At 63.9% G+C, this 19,415-nt stretch carries 18 protein-coding genes and 3 tRNA genes; 9 read left to right on the plus strand and 12 right to left on the minus strand.

The genetic code is table 11. The features are described from left to right. Positions 1–6 precede the first annotated feature (6 nt). The 3 genes from OIT41_RS12190 to OIT41_RS12200 form a co-directional block, all read right to left on the minus strand. Entirely contained in the window at positions 7–636 is a 630-nt protein-coding gene (locus tag OIT41_RS12190) for an ATP-dependent Clp protease proteolytic subunit (protein WP_078108670.1), read from the minus strand. 242 nt (positions 637–878) lie between these two features. Beyond that, on the minus strand, positions 879–2,246 hold the full coding sequence (gene tig / locus OIT41_RS12195; protein ID WP_078108669.1) for a trigger factor: 1,368 nt from the start codon (positions 2,244–2,246) through the stop codon (positions 879–881). Between the two features lie 68 nt (positions 2,247–2,314). Then, positions 2,315–2,389, minus strand: a tRNA-Pro gene (locus tag OIT41_RS12200). Between the two features lie 154 nt (positions 2,390–2,543). On the opposite strand from OIT41_RS12200, the gene OIT41_RS12205 reads away from it, so the two are divergent. Then, positions 2,544–2,617, plus strand: a tRNA-Gly gene (locus OIT41_RS12205). An 85-nt stretch (positions 2,618–2,702) separates the two neighbouring features. Here OIT41_RS12205 and OIT41_RS12210 read toward each other — a convergent pair. The 3 genes from OIT41_RS12210 to OIT41_RS12220 all read right to left on the minus strand — a co-directional run bounded on the left by OIT41_RS12210 (position 2,703) and on the right by OIT41_RS12220 (position 5,238). Beyond that, on the minus strand, positions 2,703–3,605 hold the full coding sequence (locus OIT41_RS12210) for an Fpg/Nei family DNA glycosylase (RefSeq protein ID WP_241709862.1): 903 nt from the start codon (positions 3,603–3,605) through the stop codon (positions 2,703–2,705). Further along, positions 3,605–4,045, minus strand: coding sequence for a ribose-5-phosphate isomerase (locus tag OIT41_RS12215; protein WP_241709885.1), 441 nt, complete (start codon positions 4,043–4,045; stop codon positions 3,605–3,607). Before OIT41_RS12215 ends, OIT41_RS12210 begins: the two co-directional genes overlap by 1 nt. 191 nt (positions 4,046–4,236) lie before the next feature. Continuing rightward, positions 4,237–5,238 carry a hypothetical protein gene (locus OIT41_RS12220; protein ID WP_241709861.1) on the minus strand — a complete coding sequence of 334 codons (1,002 nt, stop codon included), beginning with the start codon at positions 5,236–5,238 and terminating at the stop codon, positions 4,237–4,239. Positions 5,239–5,375: 137 nt separating this feature from the next. On the opposite strand from OIT41_RS12220, the gene pepN reads away from it, so the two are divergent. The 4 genes from pepN to OIT41_RS12240 all read left to right on the plus strand — a co-directional run bounded on the left by pepN (position 5,376) and on the right by OIT41_RS12240 (position 9,864). Further along, positions 5,376–7,937 (plus strand): aminopeptidase N, encoded by a 2,562-nt coding sequence (pepN, locus tag OIT41_RS12225; protein ID WP_241709860.1) that lies wholly within the window; start codon positions 5,376–5,378, stop codon positions 7,935–7,937. Positions 7,938–8,036: 99 nt separating this feature from the next. Next, positions 8,037–8,516, plus strand: a complete 480-nt coding sequence (locus OIT41_RS12230) for an OsmC family protein (protein ID WP_241709859.1) — start codon at positions 8,037–8,039, stop codon at positions 8,514–8,516. 147 nt (positions 8,517–8,663) lie between these two features. Further along, entirely contained in the window at positions 8,664–9,389 is a 726-nt protein-coding gene (locus tag OIT41_RS12235) for a mechanosensitive ion channel family protein (RefSeq protein WP_241709858.1), read from the plus strand. Positions 9,390–9,444: 55 nt separating this feature from the next. Then, positions 9,445–9,864: a globin gene (locus OIT41_RS12240; RefSeq protein ID WP_139359747.1), complete on the plus strand. Its 420-nt coding sequence runs from the start codon at positions 9,445–9,447 to the stop codon at positions 9,862–9,864. A gap of 62 nt (positions 9,865–9,926) precedes the next feature. Here the strand turns inward: OIT41_RS12240 and OIT41_RS12245 are convergent, their stop codons facing one another. Then, entirely contained in the window at positions 9,927–10,601 is a 675-nt protein-coding gene (locus OIT41_RS12245; protein WP_241709857.1) for a hypothetical protein, read from the minus strand. A 63-nt stretch (positions 10,602–10,664) separates the two neighbouring features. On the opposite strand from OIT41_RS12245, the gene tesB reads away from it, so the two are divergent. Next, a complete protein-coding gene (tesB, locus tag OIT41_RS12250; RefSeq protein WP_241709856.1) occupies positions 10,665–11,573 on the plus strand; it encodes an acyl-CoA thioesterase II in 909 nt (302 codons plus the stop codon). 120 nt (positions 11,574–11,693) lie between these two features. Here tesB and ettA read toward each other — a convergent pair whose 3' ends face one another. The 3 genes from ettA to OIT41_RS12265 all read right to left on the minus strand — a co-directional run bounded on the left by ettA (position 11,694) and on the right by OIT41_RS12265 (position 14,644). Continuing rightward, the gene (gene ettA / locus OIT41_RS12255; RefSeq protein WP_264636520.1) at positions 11,694–13,376 is read right to left on the minus strand and encodes an energy-dependent translational throttle protein EttA; all 1,683 of its coding nucleotides are present in this window, start codon (positions 13,374–13,376) and stop codon (positions 11,694–11,696) included. A gap of 47 nt (positions 13,377–13,423) precedes the next feature. After that, the gene (locus OIT41_RS12260; RefSeq protein ID WP_264636521.1) at positions 13,424–13,894 is read right to left on the minus strand and encodes a DUF6993 domain-containing protein; all 471 of its coding nucleotides are present in this window, start codon (positions 13,892–13,894) and stop codon (positions 13,424–13,426) included. 183 nt (positions 13,895–14,077) lie between these two features. Further along, the gene (locus OIT41_RS12265; RefSeq protein WP_241709854.1) at positions 14,078–14,644 is read right to left on the minus strand and encodes a single-stranded DNA-binding protein; all 567 of its coding nucleotides are present in this window, start codon (positions 14,642–14,644) and stop codon (positions 14,078–14,080) included. A 218-nt stretch (positions 14,645–14,862) separates the two neighbouring features. Here OIT41_RS12265 and OIT41_RS12270 point away from each other — a divergent pair. Next, positions 14,863–14,935 (plus strand) — tRNA-Arg (locus OIT41_RS12270). A 105-nt stretch (positions 14,936–15,040) separates the two neighbouring features. On the opposite strand, the gene map is transcribed toward OIT41_RS12270, so the two are convergent. Beyond that, the gene (map, locus tag OIT41_RS12275) at positions 15,041–15,808 is read right to left on the minus strand and encodes a type I methionyl aminopeptidase (RefSeq protein WP_264636522.1); all 768 of its coding nucleotides are present in this window, start codon (positions 15,806–15,808) and stop codon (positions 15,041–15,043) included. 247 nt (positions 15,809–16,055) lie between these two features. Here map and OIT41_RS12280 point away from each other — a divergent pair, with 247 nt between their 5' ends. Then, positions 16,056–16,166 (plus strand): DNA alkylation repair protein, encoded by a 111-nt coding sequence (locus OIT41_RS12280; RefSeq protein ID WP_264636523.1) that lies wholly within the window; start codon positions 16,056–16,058, stop codon positions 16,164–16,166. A 6-nt stretch (positions 16,167–16,172) separates the two neighbouring features. Here OIT41_RS12280 and mptB read toward each other — a convergent pair whose 3' ends face one another. Next, positions 16,173–17,792: a polyprenol phosphomannose-dependent alpha 1,6 mannosyltransferase MptB gene (gene mptB, locus OIT41_RS12285; protein ID WP_241709852.1), complete on the minus strand. Its 1,620-nt coding sequence runs from the start codon at positions 17,790–17,792 to the stop codon at positions 16,173–16,175. Between the two features lie 293 nt (positions 17,793–18,085). On the opposite strand from mptB, the gene OIT41_RS12290 reads away from it, so the two are divergent. After that, complete coding sequence (locus OIT41_RS12290; RefSeq protein ID WP_241709883.1) at positions 18,086–19,399, plus strand: glycosyltransferase family 87 protein; 1,314 nt, start codon at positions 18,086–18,088, stop codon at positions 19,397–19,399. The last annotated feature ends 16 nt before the right edge of the window (positions 19,400–19,415 follow it).

Genomic DNA, 19,415 nt, shown 5'->3' on the forward strand with positions numbered 1-19,415 from the left:
TGCCGGTTACTTCTCGGAGGTCGACGGGGTCTCGGAATTCGAGGAATTCGCCGTCCCGCCGCCGCCGGCGACCGATCCCGCGTGGGCAGAGATCTTGTCGAAGAAGCCGTAAGCGAGAGCCTCGGTTGCCGTGAACCACTTGTCGCGGTCGTTGTCCTTGAGGATGGTCTCCACAGTCTGTCCGGTCTGTTCGGCTGTCAGCTCGGCCATGACCTTCTTCATGTGCAGGATCAGCTCCGCCTGGATCTTGATGTCCGACGCCGTTCCACCGATGCCGCCGGAGGGCTGGTGCATCAGGATGCGTGCGTTCGGAGTGGCGTAGCGCTTGCCCTTGGTGCCCGAGGAAAGGAGGAACTGGCCCATGGAGGCCGCCAGCCCTGTGGCAACGGTCACGACGTCGTTCGGAATGAACTGCATCGTGTCGTAGATGGCCATGCCGGCAGTCACCGAGCCGCCGGGCGAGTTGATGTACAGGTAGATGTCCTTCTCCGGGTCTTCAGCGGAGAGGAGGAGGAGCTGGGAGCAGATCGCGTTGGCGTTTTCATCCCGGACTTCGGATCCGAGCCAGATGATGCGCTCTTTCAGCAGGCGGTTGTAGATGTAGTTGTCCTGGGCCGCTGGATCGACGGTTGCCATCCTGGGCGCCTCTGCGTGCTGTGACATAAGTACTTACCTCTCGCTGGTGACAGGGCCATTGCTGAACTTGCCATCCCTGATCTTCACTACTTGGACACTAACCGTTTTCCACGGCGATTTGTTCTCCCGAATCGCACTGTTCGCTGACGGCGCACGATTGCCGAAGAGCTCGCTTTCAATGCTCACCGGGCTTAAACCAAGCCGCCCCCGGATCAAGGATCCGGGGGCGGCTTGAGGTGAAACTAGAACTTCACTGCAGCGGGGTCGTCGCTCGGAACAACGGCTGCCTCTTCGGCTTCCTCGACGGAGGCCTCTTCGCCTGCGGGGCGCACGAAGTCGCTGAGGTCGACCTTGTTGCCTTCGGAGTCGACAACCTCGGCCTGGCCGAGGACGACTGCGAGGGCCTTGCGGCGGCGTACCTCGGAAACCATCATGGGAACCTGGCCGCTCTGATCGATGATCTGGGCGAACTGGTTCGGGTCCATGCCGTACTGGCTTGCGGTGGTGACGATGTAGTCGATCAGCTCGTTCTGGCTGACGCTCACTTCTTCCTTGTCGGCAATGGCGTCAAGGATGATCTCGTTCTGGAAGGCGCGGGCCGTGTTGGCCTTGACCTCGGCGCGGTGCTCCTCGGTGTCGTGCTCGCCCTCACCGTGGGCGTTCTCGGCGTTGAAGTGCGCTTCGAGCTGCTCCTCAACCACGGAGTCCGGAACCGGAACCTCGATGAGCTCGACGAGCTTGTCCAAGACCTTGTCGCGGGCTTCGACGCCCTGGCCGACGACCTTGGACTCAGCGGCCTGCTTGGCAAGGTCTTCGCGCAGTTCGGCAAGGGTGTCGAACTCGGATGCCAGCTGGGCGAAATCGTCGTTGGCCTCGGGGAGCTCGCGCTCCTTGACGGTCTTGACCGCAACCTTGACCTGGGCTGCCTCGCCGGCGTGCTCGCCGCCAACCAGCGTGGTGTCGAAGATTGCTTCTTCTTCGGCGGAGAGACCCGTGACGGCCTCGTCGAGGCCTTCAAGCATGGTGCCGGCGCCAACCTGGTAGGACAGGCCGGTGGCGGAGTCGATCTCGGCGCCGTCGATCGTGGCGGTGATGTCGATGGTCAGGAAGTCACCATCGGCGGCCGGGCGGTCAACGGACTTCAGCGTGCCGAAGCGGCCGCGGAGCTCGTCGAGGGCCTTGTCGACGTCGGCGTCGGAGGAATCCGCTGCAGCGACCTCGACCTTGATGCCGGCGTAGTCCGGGAGTTCAACCTCGGGACGGACGTCGATCTCAACCTGGAACTTCAGTTCGCCGTCGGTCGAGGACGGGTCCGGAACCTCGGTGATCTCAACCTCGGGACGGCTCAGCGGGCGGAGGCCGGCTTCCTGGACGGCAGCCTGGTACCAGCCGTTGAGGCCATCGTTGATGGCGGTCTCCAGGACGTAGCCGCGGCCGACGCGCTGGTCAACCAGCTTGGAAGGAACCTTGCCCTTGCGGAACCCGGGAACCTGGATTTGCGAAGCTACGGTCTTGTAAGCGGCATCGATGCTCGGCTTCAGTTCCTCAAAGGGAACCTCAACGTTGAGCTTGACCCGCGTGGCGGTGAGGTTCTCGACAGCGCTCTTCACAGTCTAAGTACTCCTGGTTTTGTGGGATGGGGTTCTGCCGCGTCCCGGACCGGGACAGGCACACAGAGTCGGGGTGACAGGATTTGAACCTGCGACTTCCTGCTCCCAAAGCAGGCGCTCTAGCCAAGCTGAGCTACACCCCGTGAATGCACAGGACAGTCTACGGGCATCTCGCCGGAGAATGCACATTTGACACTTGGCCCCTGAATTAGGTTTAGTTATATCCGGCTTCAACAGCCACCGGAAAGATGCACGGACCACCCTGTGAGCTTCATAGGGATCCATGCAGCCTTGCCCGGGGACGTAGCTTAATGGTAAAGCCTCAGTCTTCCAAACTGATTACGCGGGTTCGATTCCCGTCGTCCCCTCCATGGAACGAAGGGCCCCTCGCTGAGGGGCCCTTCGTGTTTTCAGGATGTACCCGGCGCGCGCGGTGCACCCGGTCAGCGCCGGACGTCAGTTCTGGCAGCCGGGGCACCAATAGAGTTTGCGCGCGCCGAGCTCGGCCATCCCCACTGCTTCGCCGCATCGCCGGCAAGCCTGTCCCTGCCGCTTGTAGACAAAGTGGGCCTCGCCGTCGAGCGCTTCTGCGTTCCCTCCGCTCCACAAAGCCGATGGCGTCGTAACAATCCGGCCGTCGCGGACGCCGTCGGACATCGCCGTCACGGTGTCATCCCACAGTCGTCCGGCGGTTTCCGGGTCCAGGGAGCTGCCCGGAGTCCACGGATCGACGCCCTGGCGGAACAGCACTTCCGCGCGATAGATGTTGCCGATTCCAGCCACGACCGCCTGGTCCATGAGGAGGAGCCCGACGGCGGTCTTGCGGCGCAGCAGGCGGCGGACGAACTCCTCGCGGTCGCCGGGGCGGTTGTGGAGCGGGTCCGGGCCCAAGCGGGCAAGGACGGCTGCGGCCTCTGCCTCGGTGATCGTCGCGCACGTGGTGGCACCCCTGAGGTCCGCCCAGCCGTTCGTCGCAACAAGGCGCACGCGGACGGCACCCACGGGCTCAGGCGGACCCGCGTAGCTGCTTCCCAGGCTTCCTGTGCCGGCTTCCTGGGAGAAACTCTCGCGTTCGCCGATCCGCCGCGGCGCCCCGATGCTCGAGGCTCCGCGGAAGGTCTCATCGCCACCGAAGCTCCACGCACCGTAGAGGCCCAGGTGGACATGCAGAAGCAGCCCGTGGTCAAAACGGAGGAAGAGCTGCTTGCCGTGCGCCGTCGCTTCGAGCAGCTCATGGCGGTCCAAAAGCGCTGCGCCCGCGACGAATCGGCCTTGCGGGCTGGAGACCTCCAGAACCTGCCCGGCGAAAACATCCTGGAACTGGCGAGCCAGGCGATGGATGGAATGCCCTTCAGGCATTAGGCAACGATTTCGCCAGTGTTCTCGTAGGTGGCGATCTTTCCGATGCGGCGCACGTGGCGTTCGTCGTTGCTGAACGGTTCTTCGAGGAAGGCCTCGATCAGTTCGGTGGCTTCCTCGACCGTGTGCTGGCGGCCGCCCACGGCGACGACGTTGGCGTCGTTGTGCTCCCGGGCCAGTTTCGCCGTGGAGAGGTTCCAGGCGAGCGCGGCCCGGACACCCTTGACCTTGTTCGCGGCAATTTGTTCGCCGTTGCCGGATCCGCCCAGGACGATGCCCAATGCGTGAACGCCCGCCTCTTGGTCGGCGACCACGGCAGCGGCCGCGTTGATGCAGAACGAAGGGTAGTCATCGAGGGCGTCGTACACCTTGGGTCCGTGGTCAACGACGTCGTAGCCCTTGGCCGTCAAGTGGTTTACGAGGTGGGCGCTCAGCTCCATGCCGGCGTGGTCCGTGGCGATGTGGACGCGGGGTGTGGTCACAGGAAGTCCATTCAGTCTGGCGCGCGCGGCAAAGCCCGGCGCGGCGGTGAGGGATGCGGTTCCTAGGTTACTAGGATCGGGCACCGGCCCACCTCTTAAGACGAAGCCCCGGTTTAAGACGAAGCCCCGGTCCGGATGCCCTCCGGCGCTCAGGGGGCCGGTGGCTGCTCGCCGCGCTGGGCACGCGCCGCGACACGGTTCAGGATTCCCGCGAGCCGGTCCGCTGTGGCCGAGGTCCCGGCGCTGAACGCCACCCTGCGGCCGCTGACCTGGCGCACGACGACGGCGGGACCGCTGCTGACGAGCATGGCCGTGGCTCCTCCGTGGTGCCTGAGTCCCCAGCCGCCGAAGTCGGCGGCCCTGACTTCCTGGGCGGCCGCGCCTGCGATGTCCACGGCCGGCACCGTGAGCACCCTGAGTACCCCCGCGACGAAGACCTGCACCCCGCCCCGGTCCGCCCGCACCCGGACGAACAGGAAACACGCCCCGACGACGGCGACCACGGCCAGCAATGCGCCCAACCACGGGAGCGCAATCGCGATCAGCATGGCGGGAAACAGCGTGGCCACGCAGATCATGACAAACACCGAACTCCGCGCGTGGACCCACAGCAACATGGAATCCTCCGCCAAGCCGGGGTCTTCCGTCCGGATCCTTTCGGCCTCGAGGGCCGCGTCGTCTTCCGGTGTCCAGCGCGGATCAGGCTTGAATGCCATCATCATGACGACGCCGAGGGGCAACGCCGCGCCCGAGCCCAACGCGAGGACGGTCGGATCGACGTGCGAGCTGCGGGCGTCGGCGAGGCCCGTTTGCCCCACGAGTCCGGCGGCCAGCACAGCGGTGATGAAGAGGGTCACCATGAGGCCCATGCCCATCATGACCCGGCGCATCATCACGGGCCGGGAAAGGGGAACGGCCTGGATGAACACGAGCCAGCCTGCCACGACCAGAATCCCTCCTCCGCCCAGCACATAGGCCAGGAACGGCGCAAAGCTGATTCCGCCGTCGGCGTTCCACGCGATGGCGACAGGATCCGGAAGGTTGTTGCGCAGCATGAGCGCGCACACGGCGAACGCGGCGGCGAGCAGCAGCGGAAATGCCACCGCAAAGCGGAGTGCACGGAGGTCCAAGGAGTCGCGCATCTTTCCCATATTCCAACGCTACCCCGAGCCGGCGACACTGTGATCGAGCTTCCTTGCCAAGCCGGAATCAAGTGAAAGAATGACTTCACAGCGCCGGCGCTGGCTGAAACCAACCGGCTTCTCGAAACCATTCTTGGAGGCAACCCTTGCCAGGCCTGAACCTGACGCGCGCCGAAGCCGGAGAGCGCGCAGAATTGATCACCGTGAGTTCGTATGACGTCACCCTCGACTTGACGAAGGGCGCCACGGTCTTCGGCTCCACCACGGTGGTGAAGTTCTCCGCCGTCGAGGGCTCATCGAGCTTTATCGACGCGATCACGGACACCGTGCACAGCGTGACCCTGAACGGCACCGAACTCGATCCCGCGGCGGTGTCCGACGGTGTCCGCATCCAGCTGCCCGGGCTCGCCGCCGAAAACGAACTGACGATAGTCGCCGACGCCCCCTACATGAACACGGGTGAAGGCCTGCACCGCTTCGTGGACCCGGTGGACAACGAGGTCTATCTGTACACACAGTTCGAGGTGCCGGATTCGCGCCGCATGTTCGCTGTGTTCGAGCAACCGGACCTGAAAGCCGCGTTCACGTTCACGGTCACTGCGCCCTCGCACTGGGACCTGATCTCCAACTCGCCCACTCCGGTACCGGTGGAAACCACCCCAGGGGACGACGGCGGGGCGCGCTCCGTCTGGAGCTTCACCCCCACTCCCCGCATCTCCTCCTACGTCACCGCCTTGATCGCGGGACCGTACCAATCGGTGCGCAGCAAGGTCACGAGCTCGGATGGCCGCGTTATCCCGCTCGGCGTGTTCGCCCGCAAGTCCCTCATGCAGTACCTGGACGCCGACAACATCTTCGAACTGACCCGCCAGGGTTTTGAGTTCTTCGAGGCCCAGTTCGGCTTCCCGTATCCCTTCGAGAAGTACGATCAGCTCTTCGTTCCCGAGTTCAATGCCGGCGCCATGGAAAACGCCGGCGCCGTGACCATCCTCGAGGGCTACGTCTTCCGCGGAAAAGTCACCGGTGCCCAGATCGAGCGCCGCGCCATCACCGTGCTGCATGAACTGGCCCACATGTGGTTCGGGGACCTTGTCACGATGCGCTGGTGGAACGACCTCTGGCTCAACGAGTCGTTTGCCGAGTACATGTCCCACCTCGCCGCAGTCGAAAACACCGAATTCGACCGGGCCTGGACCACCTTTGCCTCGGTGGAGAAGTCCTGGGCGTACCGGCAGGACCAGTTGCCCACGACGCACCCGATTTTCGCCGAGATCAACGACCTCCAGGACGTCGAGGTCAACTTCGATGGCATCACCTATGCCAAGGGGGCTTCCGTGCTGAGGCAGTTGGTTGCCTGGGTGGGACCGGAAGAGTTCATGGCCGGAGTCCGCGAATACTTCCGGAAGCATGCGTGGCAGAACACCGAGCTCGTGGACCTCATGAAGGAGCTCGAAGCTGCCAGCGGCCGCGACCTGGACCAGTGGGGCAAGCTCTGGCTCGAGACTGCCGGAGTCAACACCCTCTCCCCCGAGCTCGAGGTCGACGCCGACGGCACCATCACGTCTTTCGCGATCGTGCAGACGGCCATCGAGGAGCAGCCGACACTGCGGCCGCACCGCCTCGCCGTCGGGTTCTACAACCTCTCCGCCGAGGGCAAACTTGAGAGGACCCACAGGGAGGAGCTCGACGTCGACGGCACCCGGACCGAGGTCCCCGCCCTTTCCGGAATGGCACGCCCGGATCTCGTCCTGCTCAACGACGACGACCTCGCCTACGCCAAAGTGCGGCTCGACCCCACCTCCTTGGCCACCGCGAAAACCCACCTGAAGAACTTTGCGGGCAGCCTGCCGCGAACCCTCGTGTGGGGCTCAGCCTGGGATGCGGCCCGCGACGGCGAAACCCCGGCCCGTGGCTACGCCGAGCTGATCCTGGCGAACATCGCATCCGAGACCGATTCGTCCGTGATCCAGACCCAGCTCCGCCAGCTGGCGACCACCCTCACCTACTACGTCGCAGCGGAGCACAAGGATGCGGCTACCGTGGCTGCGGCGGACAAGCTCTGGGAACTCTCGAGCACCGCGGCCGCAGGATCGGACGCCCAGCTCCAATTCGTGAAGTCCTTCGCGCTGCTTGCGGCGAGCAACCCGCAATTGGACAACGTCCAGGCGATCCTCGACGGCGGCACGGTCCTCGATGGCCTGACAGTCGACCAGGACTTGCGTTGGGAACTCCTCACCGCACTGGTGGTGGGCGGGCGCCAAGGCCAGGACCGGATCGACGCCGAGCTGGAGCGCGACCACACCGCCAATGGCCAGAACGCCGCCGCCCTGGCAGCGGCGGCCCTTCCCACTCCCGAGGCGAAGGCCGCAGCGTGGAAGAAGATCGTGGTCACAGGCGAGCTTTCCAACGCCATTCAGAGCTCCGCCGTCACGGGCTTCACGCGCGTGTTGGACACCTCCCTGTTGGAGCCGTACGCCGAAGAGTACTTTGAGGCAGTGCCCGAGATCGTTGCCAACCGCACCCACGCGCTGGCCCAGCAGATCGTCGTCGGGCTTTACCCGGCGCAGCTGACCACGCAAGCCACGGTTGACCGCACGGACAAGTTCGTCGCCGAACTGCCGGCGGACAGCAGCGCCCTGCGGCGCATGATGCTGGAAAACCGCGACGGCGTTGCCCGCGCTTTGAAGGCCCGCGCGGCAGACCTCTAGAAGCGGTCGGGTAAGTCACCAACAGGCCCCGGTTCCGCTTCAACGGAACCGGGGCCTGTTGGTGCGCCGTCCGGGAAGGGCCGCCGCTAGACTTTCCGCATGAGCCTCGACGAACACCGCTACTCCCTGACCGTGCGCTGGACCGGGAATCTGGGCACGGGGACTTCCAGCTACCGCGGCTATACCAGGGACCACGACGTCGAGATCCCCGGCCTGCCCGTCCTGAAGGGATCCTCGGACCCCACCTTCCATGGCGACCGTAGCCGGTACAACCCCGAACAGCTGCTCCTCACCGCCCTGTCGCAGTGCCACATGCTGTCTTTCCTGCACGTCGCCGTCAAGCACGGCGTGGTGGTCACCGACTATGTCGACCACGCCGAAGGCATGATGAGGCTCAATCGCGATGGCAGCGGACAGTTCGAGAACGTCACCTTGAAGCCGCAAGTCACGGTCGCGGACGCGGCCCACATTTCCCTCGTGGACGAATTGCACCATGAGGCCAACCAGGTCTGCTTCATCGCCCGGAGCGTGAATTTTCCTGTTCTTCATGAGCCGGGCACGACGGCGGCCGCGGGCTAGCCAGACGAGGGGAATGCTGTTCCGCCGGGAATCACGATGCGGATCCGGCCACGCTACGGCGATAGGGTTGAGCGTGGACAGAGTGTTCAGCGCCCGGCAATCAAGGGCCCGGCGAACAATTGGATCCCGTGAGGAGCATTCCCGCACATGAACGTCGCCTCGTCGACCGACAACATCGTGGCCGATGCAGCCAAAATCGATTACGCGTCAATCTTCGTGACGCTGGGCATCGGATTGGTGTTCTGGGTTGTGGCCCGGTTCATCATCCTGCGTATCACCCGCAGGGTGGCCGAGGGCACCAGTTTCTTCAAGAAACCGCATTTCAGGTGGGTTCAGCCCGCCTTCCGGGCGCTCGACCATGAACGGCGTGCCCAACGCGCGCACACCATCGGCTCCCTGCTGACCAGCGTGCTGAGCGTGGTTGTGGTGGTCATCGTCATCATCTACGTCCTCAAATACCTGAACGTGGACATTGCGCCACTACTCACGAGCGTCGGTATTTTGGGTGTCGCCATCGGCTTCGGCGCCCAACAGCTCATCCGCGATTTCCTGTCCGGCATCTTCATCACCATCGAGGACCAGTTCGGGATCGGCGATGTGATCGTCACCACCGAAGTGATCGGCACCGTCGAATCGGTAGGCCTGCGGATCACCCGGCTCCGGGCCGAAGACGGCGCCATCTGGTATCTGCGCAACGGAGAAATCCTGAGGGTGGGCAACCGATCACAAGGCGACTACGTGCCGGAGGAACCAGCTGATCCGGACGTTCCGCCAGCACCCCCAGGCACTGCGCCTGCAGAAACCGCGGCATCGGGCGCGCCTCAGTCCCCGAAGGAATCCCTCAAGATTCACGAGCAGAAAGCAGGTGAGTGACGTGGGCAGCCAGCCGGAAGCCACAGCGCCGCAGCCGGCCGAACGGCGGCAACTGATGCAAAACGATCCCTTCAGCCAGCCGGCCTACACGGACAGCTTCTACGAGGCCATCGGTGGCCACGAGACATTCGTTAAGCTCATCGATGTCTTCTACGACGGCGTCGCCGGAGATCCGTTGCTCCGGCCCATGTACCCGGAACAGGACCTCGCCCCCGCGAAGCGACGGTTCCTCATGTTCCTTGAGCAGTATTGGGGCGGTCCGGGCACCTACAGCGAGGAACGCGGGCACCCCCGCTTGAGGATGCGGCACATGCCGTTCCAGGTGACACCCGAAGCCAAGGACCGCTGGCTCTTCCACATGCGCGCGGCGGTGGATTCGTTGGGCTTGTCGCCGCTTCACGAAGGTACCCTGTGGGACTACATGGAGCGGGCTGCGCTCACGATGGTCAACAGCCCGTCGGTCCACCAGCCCTGAGTTTGTAGGACGGTGCTGTGTGGCCAGGGGATTGGGCCGGAACTGGGCTCGGGTTCAGGGGCCTATCGGGCCTGGAAGCCCAGGCCCGATCCGGATCGTGCCAGGATGTGGCCCCGGCTCCCGCTGAGCCGGAACCAGCGGCCGTTGCGGAAGAGCCGGTGTTCCCCGTCGCCAAGGAAGCCGAGCGCCAAGGCCGCGAACGCGGCGCCCGCGGGCACGCCGTAGAGGCCTGGAATCTCCCGTCCCCACACCGCGGCCCTGGCGTTGTTGACGATCAATGCGCCGGGCTGTTCCGGAACAATCCCGGCCACCTCGGCAATGCCCGCATTCGCTACAGACTTGAGCTCGGCGTCGGGCACAGAACCCAGAGGCTCCCAGCCTCCGCGGGGAGCCCCGACTCCCGCCCACGATTCGGAAACGGTCGACGGCGGGATCGGAAGCTCGACGTCGTCGGCACCGGAACGCGCCAAGCGGTCCAGGACCGAGGACAGCGTCACGGTGACGTCCGCGTGCGCGTCATCGGCGAGGGCGATGGTCCGTAGCCCGAGAATGGTGGGGGTCGATTCGCCCAGGAGGCGCGGCCTCAAGACGCACACATATGCCGCCAGGACGCGACCGGAAGCCTGCAGCCTGATGGCGCCATCGTCGATGCTCTTGGCACGCGTGACATAAGTGCGGAGGTCCGCCAGATCACGGGGATCGACGAAATGGAAGGACTGGGTCAATACATCGGACACATCATCGACTCTACCGGCATGTCCGCGGTTGAGAGGGGTCAGGGTGGCGTCTAGAGTCGAACCATGACTGACGCGCATGCCGGCCTGGACCATCAGGTTGCCCTTGAGGACCCCACATCCACCCTCATCGAGCTGTTGTCCCTGGCCGACTTCGACGGCGCGAGGACAGCCGAGGACATCTTCTTTGGACCGTCGCAGAAACAGCCGCGCCACCGGGTATTCGGCGGCCAGGTGCTCGCCCAATCGCTCGTCGCCGGCATGCGCACCGTGGAGGAGGACCGGACGGTCCATTCGATGCACGGCTATTTCCTCCGTCCGGGAGATGCCAACCAGCCCATCACGTTCAGCGTTGAACGGCTGCGTGACGGTCGCTCATTCTCCGCGCGCCGGGTGCACGCTTACCAGGAAGGCCAACCGATCCTGTCGATGATCGCGTCCTTCCAGACAGAAGCCGGGGGCGTGGAACACCAGTCCTCGATGCCTGCCGGAATCCCGGATCCCGAAACCCTGCCGAGCACAGCGGAGCTTCTGCAGAAGTACGACCACCCGTTTGCCCGCCACATGTCCTTCGAGCGGCCCTTCGATGTCCGCCACGTGGATCCCGCGATCTACGTGGAAGCGCCCGAGGACCGGGTAGCCAGCAATGCCGTCTGGATGAAGACTTTCGGCCCGATGCCCGACGATCCCAACCTTCATTTGGCTGCCCTGGCGTACGCGAGCGACTACACCATTCTGGAATCGGTGCTCCGCAAGAACGGATTGAGCTGGATGACTCCTGGAATGAGCGTCGCGAGCCTGGACCATGCCATGTGGTGGCATCGCCCGGTCCGCGTGGACGATTGGCTTCTCTACGTGCAGGAGTCCCCCAGCGCCCAAGGCGCCCGCGGACTTGCCACGGGCAAGATCTTCAGCCGGGATGGCCAGCACGTCGCCACGGTGGCACAGGAGGGCATGCTCCGGATCCCGTCCTAGCTGCCCGCGACGCTGCCGCAAGACGGCCGAGATTCCGCGAAGCAATAATTCTGCGCAACACAAAGGCCGGCGCCCTGGAAGAAGATCCAGGGCGCCGGCCTTTTGCGGTGCATTCCGCTTTTAGTCGCGGGTCAGCTTGCGGTGCGTGATGCGATGCGGCTTGGCAGCGTCCGGACCGAGGCGTTCCACCTTGTTCTCCTCGTAGGACTCGAAGTTGCCCTCGAACCAGTACCACTTCGACGGGTTCTCCTCGTCGCCTTCGTAGGCGAGGATGTGGGTGGCAACCCGGTCGAGGAACCACCGGTCGTGCGAGACCACGACCGCGCAGCCGGGGAACTCGAGCAGGGCGTTCTCAAGGCTGCTGAGGGTTTCGACGTCGAGGTCGTTGGTGGGCTCGTCAAGAAGCAGGAGGTTTCCGCCCTGCTTCAGGGTCAGCGCCAGGTTCAGGCGGTTGCGCTCACCACCGGAGAGCACGCCGGCCTTCTTCTGCTGGTCCGGTCCCTTGAAGCCGAAAGCCGCGACGTAGGCGCGCGACGGCATCTCAACATGGCCGACCTGGATGAAGTCCAGTCCGTCCGAGACGACCTCCCACAGGGTCTTGTTGGGGTCGATGCCGCCACGGCTCTGGTCGGCGTAGGAGATCTTGACCGAGTCACCGATCTTGAGGTCGCCGCCGTCGAGCGGTTCCAGCCCGACGATGGTCTTGAACAGCGTGGTCTTGCCCACACCGTTGGGCCCGATGACACCGACGATGCCGTTACGGGGAAGCGTGAACGAAAGCCCGTCGATCAGGGTCCGGTCATCGAAGCCCTTCTGCAGGTTCTTCGCTTCCAGAACCAGGCCGCCCAGACGCGGTCCCGGCGGGATCTGGATTTCCTCGAAGTCGAGCTTCCTGGTGCGGTCAGCCTCGGCTGCCATTTCCTCGTACCGGGCCAGGCGCGCCTTCGACTTGGTCTGGCGGCCCTTGGCGTTGGAGCGGACCCACTCAAGTTCCTCCGTGAGGCGCTTGGCCTGCTTGGCGTCCTTCTTGCCCTGGATTTCGAGGCGGGCGCGCTTCTTCTCCAGGTACGTGGAGTAGTTGCCTTCATAGGGGTAAAGGCGTCCTCGGTCTACTTCACAGATCCACTCGGCGACGTGGTCCAGGAAGTAGCGGTCGTGAGTGATGGCGAGCACGGCACCCGGGTAGGAAGAGAGGTGCTGCTCCAGCCACAGAACGCTTTCGGCGTCCAAGTGGTTGGTGGGCTCGTCAAGAAGCAGGAGGTCAGGCTTCTGCAGCAGGAGCTTGCAGAGCGCTACCCGGCGGCGCTCACCACCGGACAGGACAGTCACGTCGGAATCGCCCGGCGGGCAGCGAAGCGCGTCCATGGCCTGCTCGAGCTGGGAATCGATGTCCCACGCATCTGCAGCGTCGATGGCTTCCTGGAGGTGGCCCATTTCCTCCAGCAGGGTGTCGTAGTCGGCGTCCGGGTTGGCCATTTCCTCGGAGATCGCGTTGAAGCGCTGGATCTTCGAGTAGATCTCGCCCACGCCTTCCTGGACGTTGCCCAGGACGGTCTTTTCCTCGTTCAGGGGCGGCTCCTGCAGGAGGATGCCCACGGAATAGCCGGGGCTGAGGCGGGCTTCGCCGTTCGACGGTGTGTCGATACCAGCCATGATCTTCAGGATCGTGGATTTGCCGGCTCCGTTCGGGCCGACGACGCCGATCTTCGCGCCAGGGAAGAACGACATGCTGACATCGTCCAGGATTAGTTTTTCGCCAACGGCCTTGCGAGCCTTGGTCATCGTATAAATGAATTCCGCCATGCCGTTAAATCTAATGGGTGGCAAGGCATAACTCACATTCGGCCCTGCTAGTGGGAATCCCCGACGAAGCATTTGCCGCTGGCCAACACGGGAAGGACCGACACTGAAACCTGGCCGTCCCTGATCTCCCCCATCACGCAGTCCTTGTCCAGTTTGGCCGCGGTCTCAATGGCGTCGACATCCAGTCCCGTTGGCGTCTTGCTCGCGGACACCTCGACGGCAGAGGCGGGGATGCCTGCCGAAACGAGTTGGGAGCGCAGCGCATCCTGCGCCGGTTTGGGCGTTGTGGCGACAACGGTTTTGAGTACGGACTCCACGGTCTGCTTCAGCGCCGCAGTGCCCGGACTGAGCGAAGCCGATGCCCCCGGGCTCGCAGCGCCCGGTGTGATAGCGGGACTGGCTTTGGGGGTGGCGCCGGCTGTACGCGATGGGATCGGCGATGAAGCCGGCGCGCTCGCTGACACGACAGGAGCAGGCGCAGTGCAGCCGGCTACCAGCCCGGCCACGAGCAAGGGCACCGCAAGCAGCAAACCTCGGCTTCCGGCCTGTTGGCGGCGTCCTGATGGTTTTCGCGGCGTTCCCCTGCTCATCACCCGGCCATTCTGCCATGCGGCGCACTACCTGGTGCGCCGCATGGCAACCGCGGAGGTCCGTGGCATCTACTGTTTCAGGCGCCGTCGTCATCTGAGGACCGGGGTAGTTCAGGCAATCGCGTCCACAAGTTCTCCGGTGCGGGTATCAACGAGAACCGACCCATCGCCTTCTCCAGCCGACAGAACTACTTCCCGCTCGGCTGCTGCACTTCCGTCCTCGTCGTCATGCGGGCCGTCCTCACCATCATCATCCGCCGAAGGCCAGGGGTTCTCCGGCACGACCTCCGGTGCCACCGGCATATTCTGCGGGATGGTGTTACTTGAGGTCCGGATGAAGTTCGCAGAGCCCCACATGAGATCGTGCCCCACCGATTCCGCGACGATTTCGGCAACGTGATAGATCTTGCCGTCGTGTTCCCATTGCCTCAACTTGAGTTTCCCGACCACGATGACCCGCTGGCCCTTCTTGACGCTGCATCCAATGTTTCCCGCGAGATGCCTGAACGCCTGGACGCTGAACCAATTGGTGTTGCCATCCACCCAGACATCCTTGGCACGGTCGAACCTGCGCTCCGTGGTACCCAGCCGGAACGAGGCAGTTCCCGTTCCACCCGGCGTCGTCGAACTTTTGGGTTCCGTCGCAACGAAACCCCGGACAGTGATGATGTCGTTCATGGTTGTGTCCTAACGTGAGTTGAGCTGCCTGTCTGGCCCTCTCAGCTTCACGGGCCGCGCAGATCCGCGGCAGTATCCACTTCGCGTATGTGGATAGCCTGACCGGATGCCCGCTTGTGGAGGACGGGTCACGCCCGAACCCGGGCTGACAACAAGGGCAGCCGCCGCGATGTAAACTCTTGATGGCGCCACAGCCATGTGCTGTTGGTGCGACGCCTGCCTCGGTAGCTCAGAGGATAGAGCAGGAGCCTTCTAATCTCTTGGTCGGGGGTTCGATTCCCTCCCGGGGCACCCAAAGAGCGGCTCTGACCTGCGGAAACGTGGTTCAGAGCCGCTCTTGGCATTTCCATCAAGGCGGCGCCCGGAAGCCGGCTACGGCCCCGCCCACCGATCCAACTATGGCAGTGTCAAAACAAGCGGGCCATCCGCCGTGATGGCCACCGTGTGTTCGCTGTGCGCCGCGCGGCGGCCGTTGGCGGAGCGCAGGGTCCACTGGTCGTCGTCGTGGTAGTAGTCGTCGCTGCCGCCCAGAATCAGCATGGGCTCGATAGCGATCACCAGGCCCTCAACGAGTTTCACTCCGCGGCCCGGCCGACCGATGTTCGGCACACTCGGCTCGGCGTGCATGGTCCGGCCAATGCCGTGCCCGCCGTGATCGGCAAGGATCCCGTAGCCGCTGCGCTTGGCCTCCCCGCCAATGGCATACGCAAGGTCGCCCATCTTGTTTCCCATCCGGGCAGCCTCGATCCCGCGGGCGAGGGCGGCGTCCGTGGCGTCGATCAGCTCCTGGTCCACCGGATCCGGAGTGCCCACGATGAAGCTGACTGCCGCGTCCCCGCACCATCCCTGCACAAACGCCCCGCAATCGACGCTCAAGAGGTCGCCGTCCTGCAATACATATCCGTCCGGGATGCCGTGCACCACAGCATCGTTGACGCTCGTGCAAATGACCCTCGAAAAGGGCGTAGGCGCCCACCGCGGACGATAGTCCAGGAACGCGGGAGTGGCCCCGGCAGCCGCCATGAAAGCGGCAGCCACATCATCCAGTTCCTTGAGCGACACCCCGACGCCGGCGTGCGAACGAACCGCCGATAGAGTGTTCGCCACCACTCTCCCGGCTTCACGCATGAGCGCAATCTCCTCTGGCGTCTTCACCATGGACACTGAGGCCTCCAAGCATAGGAACAGGGGGCCGGAACGGCCGCCGGACGGACTCTTTCCACCCACTCTATGGGCGCCGTCGTCCGAGTCAACCGGGTGGTGAGTCCGCGGCGAGCCACGGGTTGGCCTAAAGTCGCGGCATGGGACCCCGAAGAATCGCCGACATCCGGGAACGCCACGGACCAGGATCTTCTCGCCACGGCGCTGGACGCCAACCTGGGCGCCGGAGTTCTTTATCAGGAAAGCGATCTTGCGGGAGTACGCCAAGACCGATCCCCAGTGGGTGCGGGGCTACGTGGAAACCCGAAAGACGAGGCTGAGCCCGCTGTCCCTCCGTGAGGCCATGAAACACCTCGGCTGATCCGGTTCAGGACTTCGGCTTGAGCCTGAGCTTCAGAATCCCGCGGCGCGGGCGGAACAGCACATGGGTTTTCTTGTCAAAGAACACGAGATAGGCGATGAAGGAGACCCCGATGGCGATCGCCACCCCGCGCACCACCTCGATGGGGATCCATTGGAAGACGCTCAATTGGTCGGTCAACGCGATGAGGGTGAAGAAGGCGGTCAAATAGAAGACCGTCCGAAGCTGGGCGCCGTCTGCGATTCCGGTCACCGCAAAGAACACCAGCAGCCACACCATGTACCAAGGCTGGATTACCGGCGCGAGGACTACGACGGCGGCGAAGGCCCACGCCATCCTGCGGAGCACGGTCTTATTGAACTCGGATTCCTGCTCAAGCGGCGCGGGCATTCCGATTCCGCGCCCGGGCGTCCGCACCGCGAGCCAGACGATCGCAAGCGCCGAAACCGCTGTTCCGGCGGTCTGGATAACATCCGTCACGGGAACGCCCGGACCACCGAATAGTCCGACGACGAGTCCGGCCAGGTGTGCCAGCAAGCCCACCGGCGCGTACCAACTCCAGACGGCGCCGGGAGTCTGGAGAGCGCCCAGCCAGCCAAATCCCAGCCCGTTCACCAATCCTGCAGCGGCGAGGAGCCCCATGGACAGACCCAACGTGGCCGTCCAACAAAGCATCCTGCGTCCCCAGCCGGCACGGGAACCTGCCCACAGCAGTCCGGCAAAAGGCAACGCAATCAGAGTGATCGGCTTGATCGCGATCGAGGCAGTGACCAACAAGATTCCAAGCACGGGACGTTTGACCGAGGCGAAGTACAGTCCGGCAACAACCAGTCCCAACATCAAGGAGTCGTTGTGCGCGCTGGCGATGAAGTTGATCAGGAGAGCGGGGTTGAGGACTCCAAGCCAGAATGCCCGCTCCGGGTTCACTCCGTGGAGCGCAGCCAAGCGGGGAACGTAGACAGCGAGGAGTATGACCCCTGCGAGGGCAGCCAGGCGGAACGGAATGAGTGCAAGCTCGGGGACGCTGGCGCTCACCCACACGGCACCCTGTTCGATCCAGAGCCACAACGGACCGTAAGGGGTAGGTGCTTCCGTCCACAACTTGTCCGGCCCGAGTGAAAAGTAGTTGCTCAGGGCCGAGATGCCGTTGGTATATGGATTCAGGCCTTGCTCCATGAGCCGGCCTTGGCCGATGTAGGCATAAGCGTCCCTGCTGAACAACGGCAAGCTGAACATCATCGGGAGAGCCCACATCCACAACGCGCGCCGAAGCACAGGACGCGAGGAAGGGTTCCATCCGCCGATCCGCTGGGCAATGCGCAGCCAAGAGCGCAGAAGCAGGAGCGCGCCGAGGCAGAGCATCACGGTGCAGACGATCACACCAACCGGAGACGTCCGGGCCACGATGAAGAGGGGTGTACGGATGAGGGCACTGCTACTGGCCAGCCAGCCGACTCCGACCGAGCCTGCCACCATCATCAAAGACCCGACGAAACCCTGGACGATTGCCGTCCTTGCCGCTTTGGCTATCACAATGCCGTGTACCGGGGCGTTGGAATCGCCAAGCGCCTCTGGATGAGCCACCGAACTCCCCACCTCACGCTCACGAAACTTCGACGTCACCATCAAACAAAATCCTGTCCGGTTCCCTGCCGCGTCCGGCCAAAGTGGTACTGCATGCTGCCATGGATTATTGCAACTGTAGCATCGTGGCCCGTGGCTCCCCGGGGCCAACGGGACCGGAGGTCTGCCCGCGAAAGGGGCCTGAGATAGGATGGACGGGGCTCTGGTCTGATGCCGAAGACCCATAGCCACACTGGTTCCGCGTGAAATTCAAGGAGCCGATGTTGTCTGGAACGGCTCCGGCCGTTACGGCTTGCGACACCCCGCGACACCGACTACCCAGCAAGGATCCTCCCATTTCCACGGACTCATTCTTCAGCGCGCTCACACGGTTCCGTCACCGTGTTCTTCCCTCCCCGGCGCAAGCCTGGCTCAACTCCCCCAAAGGGCTGCTGGCCGGATTCTGCGTGGTGCATTTGGTCTTCCTCGTCTTCTCCTTGATTGTCTCGCTTCACGGCGGGGCGTACAGCGACACGGTGATCTATCGAAACTGGACCGCAGCCGGATTCCAGGACGGGAACCTCCATGGCGGACCGAGCCCGTGGGTCTACCCGGTCCTCGCCCTCTTGCCGATGGCCATAGCAGGCGTGGCCGGTCCCGGACCGTTCTTCTTCTTGTGGGTGCTCATGATCACCGTGCTCAACGGCGTGGCCATCGCGAAGCTCACAGGATGGGGACGGCGTCGCGACGCCATCCCGGCGGGGTGGTGGTGGCTCGTCTTCCTCTTGATCATGGGCTGCTTGGGCTTCGCCCGCGTGGATGGCTTGACTGCACCCATTGTGCTGATCGCCTTGGCATATGGGGTGTCGCACCCTTTCATTGCCTCGACCCTCCTGAGCATCGCGACCTGGATGAAAGTCTGGCCAGCCGCCGTCGTCCTCTCGCTTTTCACGGTGGTCAAGCAGAGAACACGGGTACTTGCCGCGGGAATTCTCACGAGCATCGTGGTGGTCGCGCTCACTGCTGCGGTGGGTCAACTGCCCAGGCTCTTTAACTTCCTGACCCAACAAGGCGATCGTGGCATGCAGTTGGAGGCTACCTTCACCACTCCTTGGTTGTGGCTCTCGGTCCTCCATATTGGCCGTTCCAGGATGTACATGAACACGGACATCAACTCCATGCAGGTCGATGGCCCCGGCACCACGCTTATGTCATTCCTGATGCAGCCCCTTCTTGTCCTGGCTGCAATCCTGGTGGCCGCCCTGATCTTCTGGGCGCTCCACAACGGCAAGCGAACCGGCGGGGCGGACCGCACGGAGCTGTTGTTGGCCGGCTCCCTGACCATGGCCACGGCTTTCGTCGTGTTCAACAAGGTGGGGTCGCCCCAGTTCATGGTGTGGCTGGCGCCGGCTGTCGCTGTAGGACTCGCCCACAGCTGGAAGGAATGGCGCGTTCCCGCGGCCATGCTCATCGCCATTGCTGTGGCCACGTTCTTCATCTACCCCCTCTTCTATGACGCACTCAGCCACAACAACCCTTTGATGGCCTTGGTTTTGACAGTCCGAAACGTCCTGCTGGTGGTCCTGTTCTGCTGGTCCGTGCGCCGCCTTTACCTTTTGGGCAAGAAGATCCCGGCCAAAGAGCCCGCCACCGCTGCCAAGGAGTCCTAAGATTTCCGTTCGCTTC

The organism is Arthrobacter sp. YA7-1 (assembly GCF_025960325.1).
Lineage (GTDB): Bacteria > Actinomycetota > Actinomycetes > Actinomycetales > Micrococcaceae > Arthrobacter > Arthrobacter bambusae_A.

Bases quoted from the DNA above. Each gene is read 5' to 3' on its own strand.
- OIT41_RS12190 (WP_078108670.1), bottom strand. From the start codon at position 636: ATGGCAACCGTCGATCCAGCGGCCCAGGACAACTACATCTACAACCGC.
- OIT41_RS12210 (WP_241709862.1), bottom strand. From the start codon at position 3,605: ATGCCTGAAGGGCATTCCATCCATCGCCTGGCTCGCCAGTTCCAGGAT.
- OIT41_RS12215 (WP_241709885.1), bottom strand. From the start codon at position 4,045: ATGGAGCTGAGCGCCCACCTCGTAAACCACTTGACGGCCAAGGGCTAC.
- OIT41_RS12220 (WP_241709861.1), bottom strand. From the start codon at position 5,238: ATGGGAAAGATGCGCGACTCCTTGGACCTCCGTGCACTCCGCTTTGCG.
- OIT41_RS12230 (WP_241709859.1), top strand. From the start codon at position 8,037: ATGAGCCTCGACGAACACCGCTACTCCCTGACCGTGCGCTGGACCGGG.
- OIT41_RS12235 (WP_241709858.1), top strand. From the start codon at position 8,664: ATGAACGTCGCCTCGTCGACCGACAACATCGTGGCCGATGCAGCCAAA.
- OIT41_RS12240 (WP_139359747.1), top strand. From the start codon at position 9,445: ATGCAAAACGATCCCTTCAGCCAGCCGGCCTACACGGACAGCTTCTAC.
- tesB (WP_241709856.1), top strand. From the start codon at position 10,665: ATGACTGACGCGCATGCCGGCCTGGACCATCAGGTTGCCCTTGAGGAC.
- ettA (WP_264636520.1), bottom strand. From the start codon at position 13,376: ATGGCGGAATTCATTTATACGATGACCAAGGCTCGCAAGGCCGTTGGC.
- OIT41_RS12265 (WP_241709854.1), bottom strand. From the start codon at position 14,644: ATGAACGACATCATCACTGTCCGGGGTTTCGTTGCGACGGAACCCAAA.
- mptB (WP_241709852.1), bottom strand. From the start codon at position 17,792: ATGGTGACGTCGAAGTTTCGTGAGCGTGAGGTGGGGAGTTCGGTGGCT.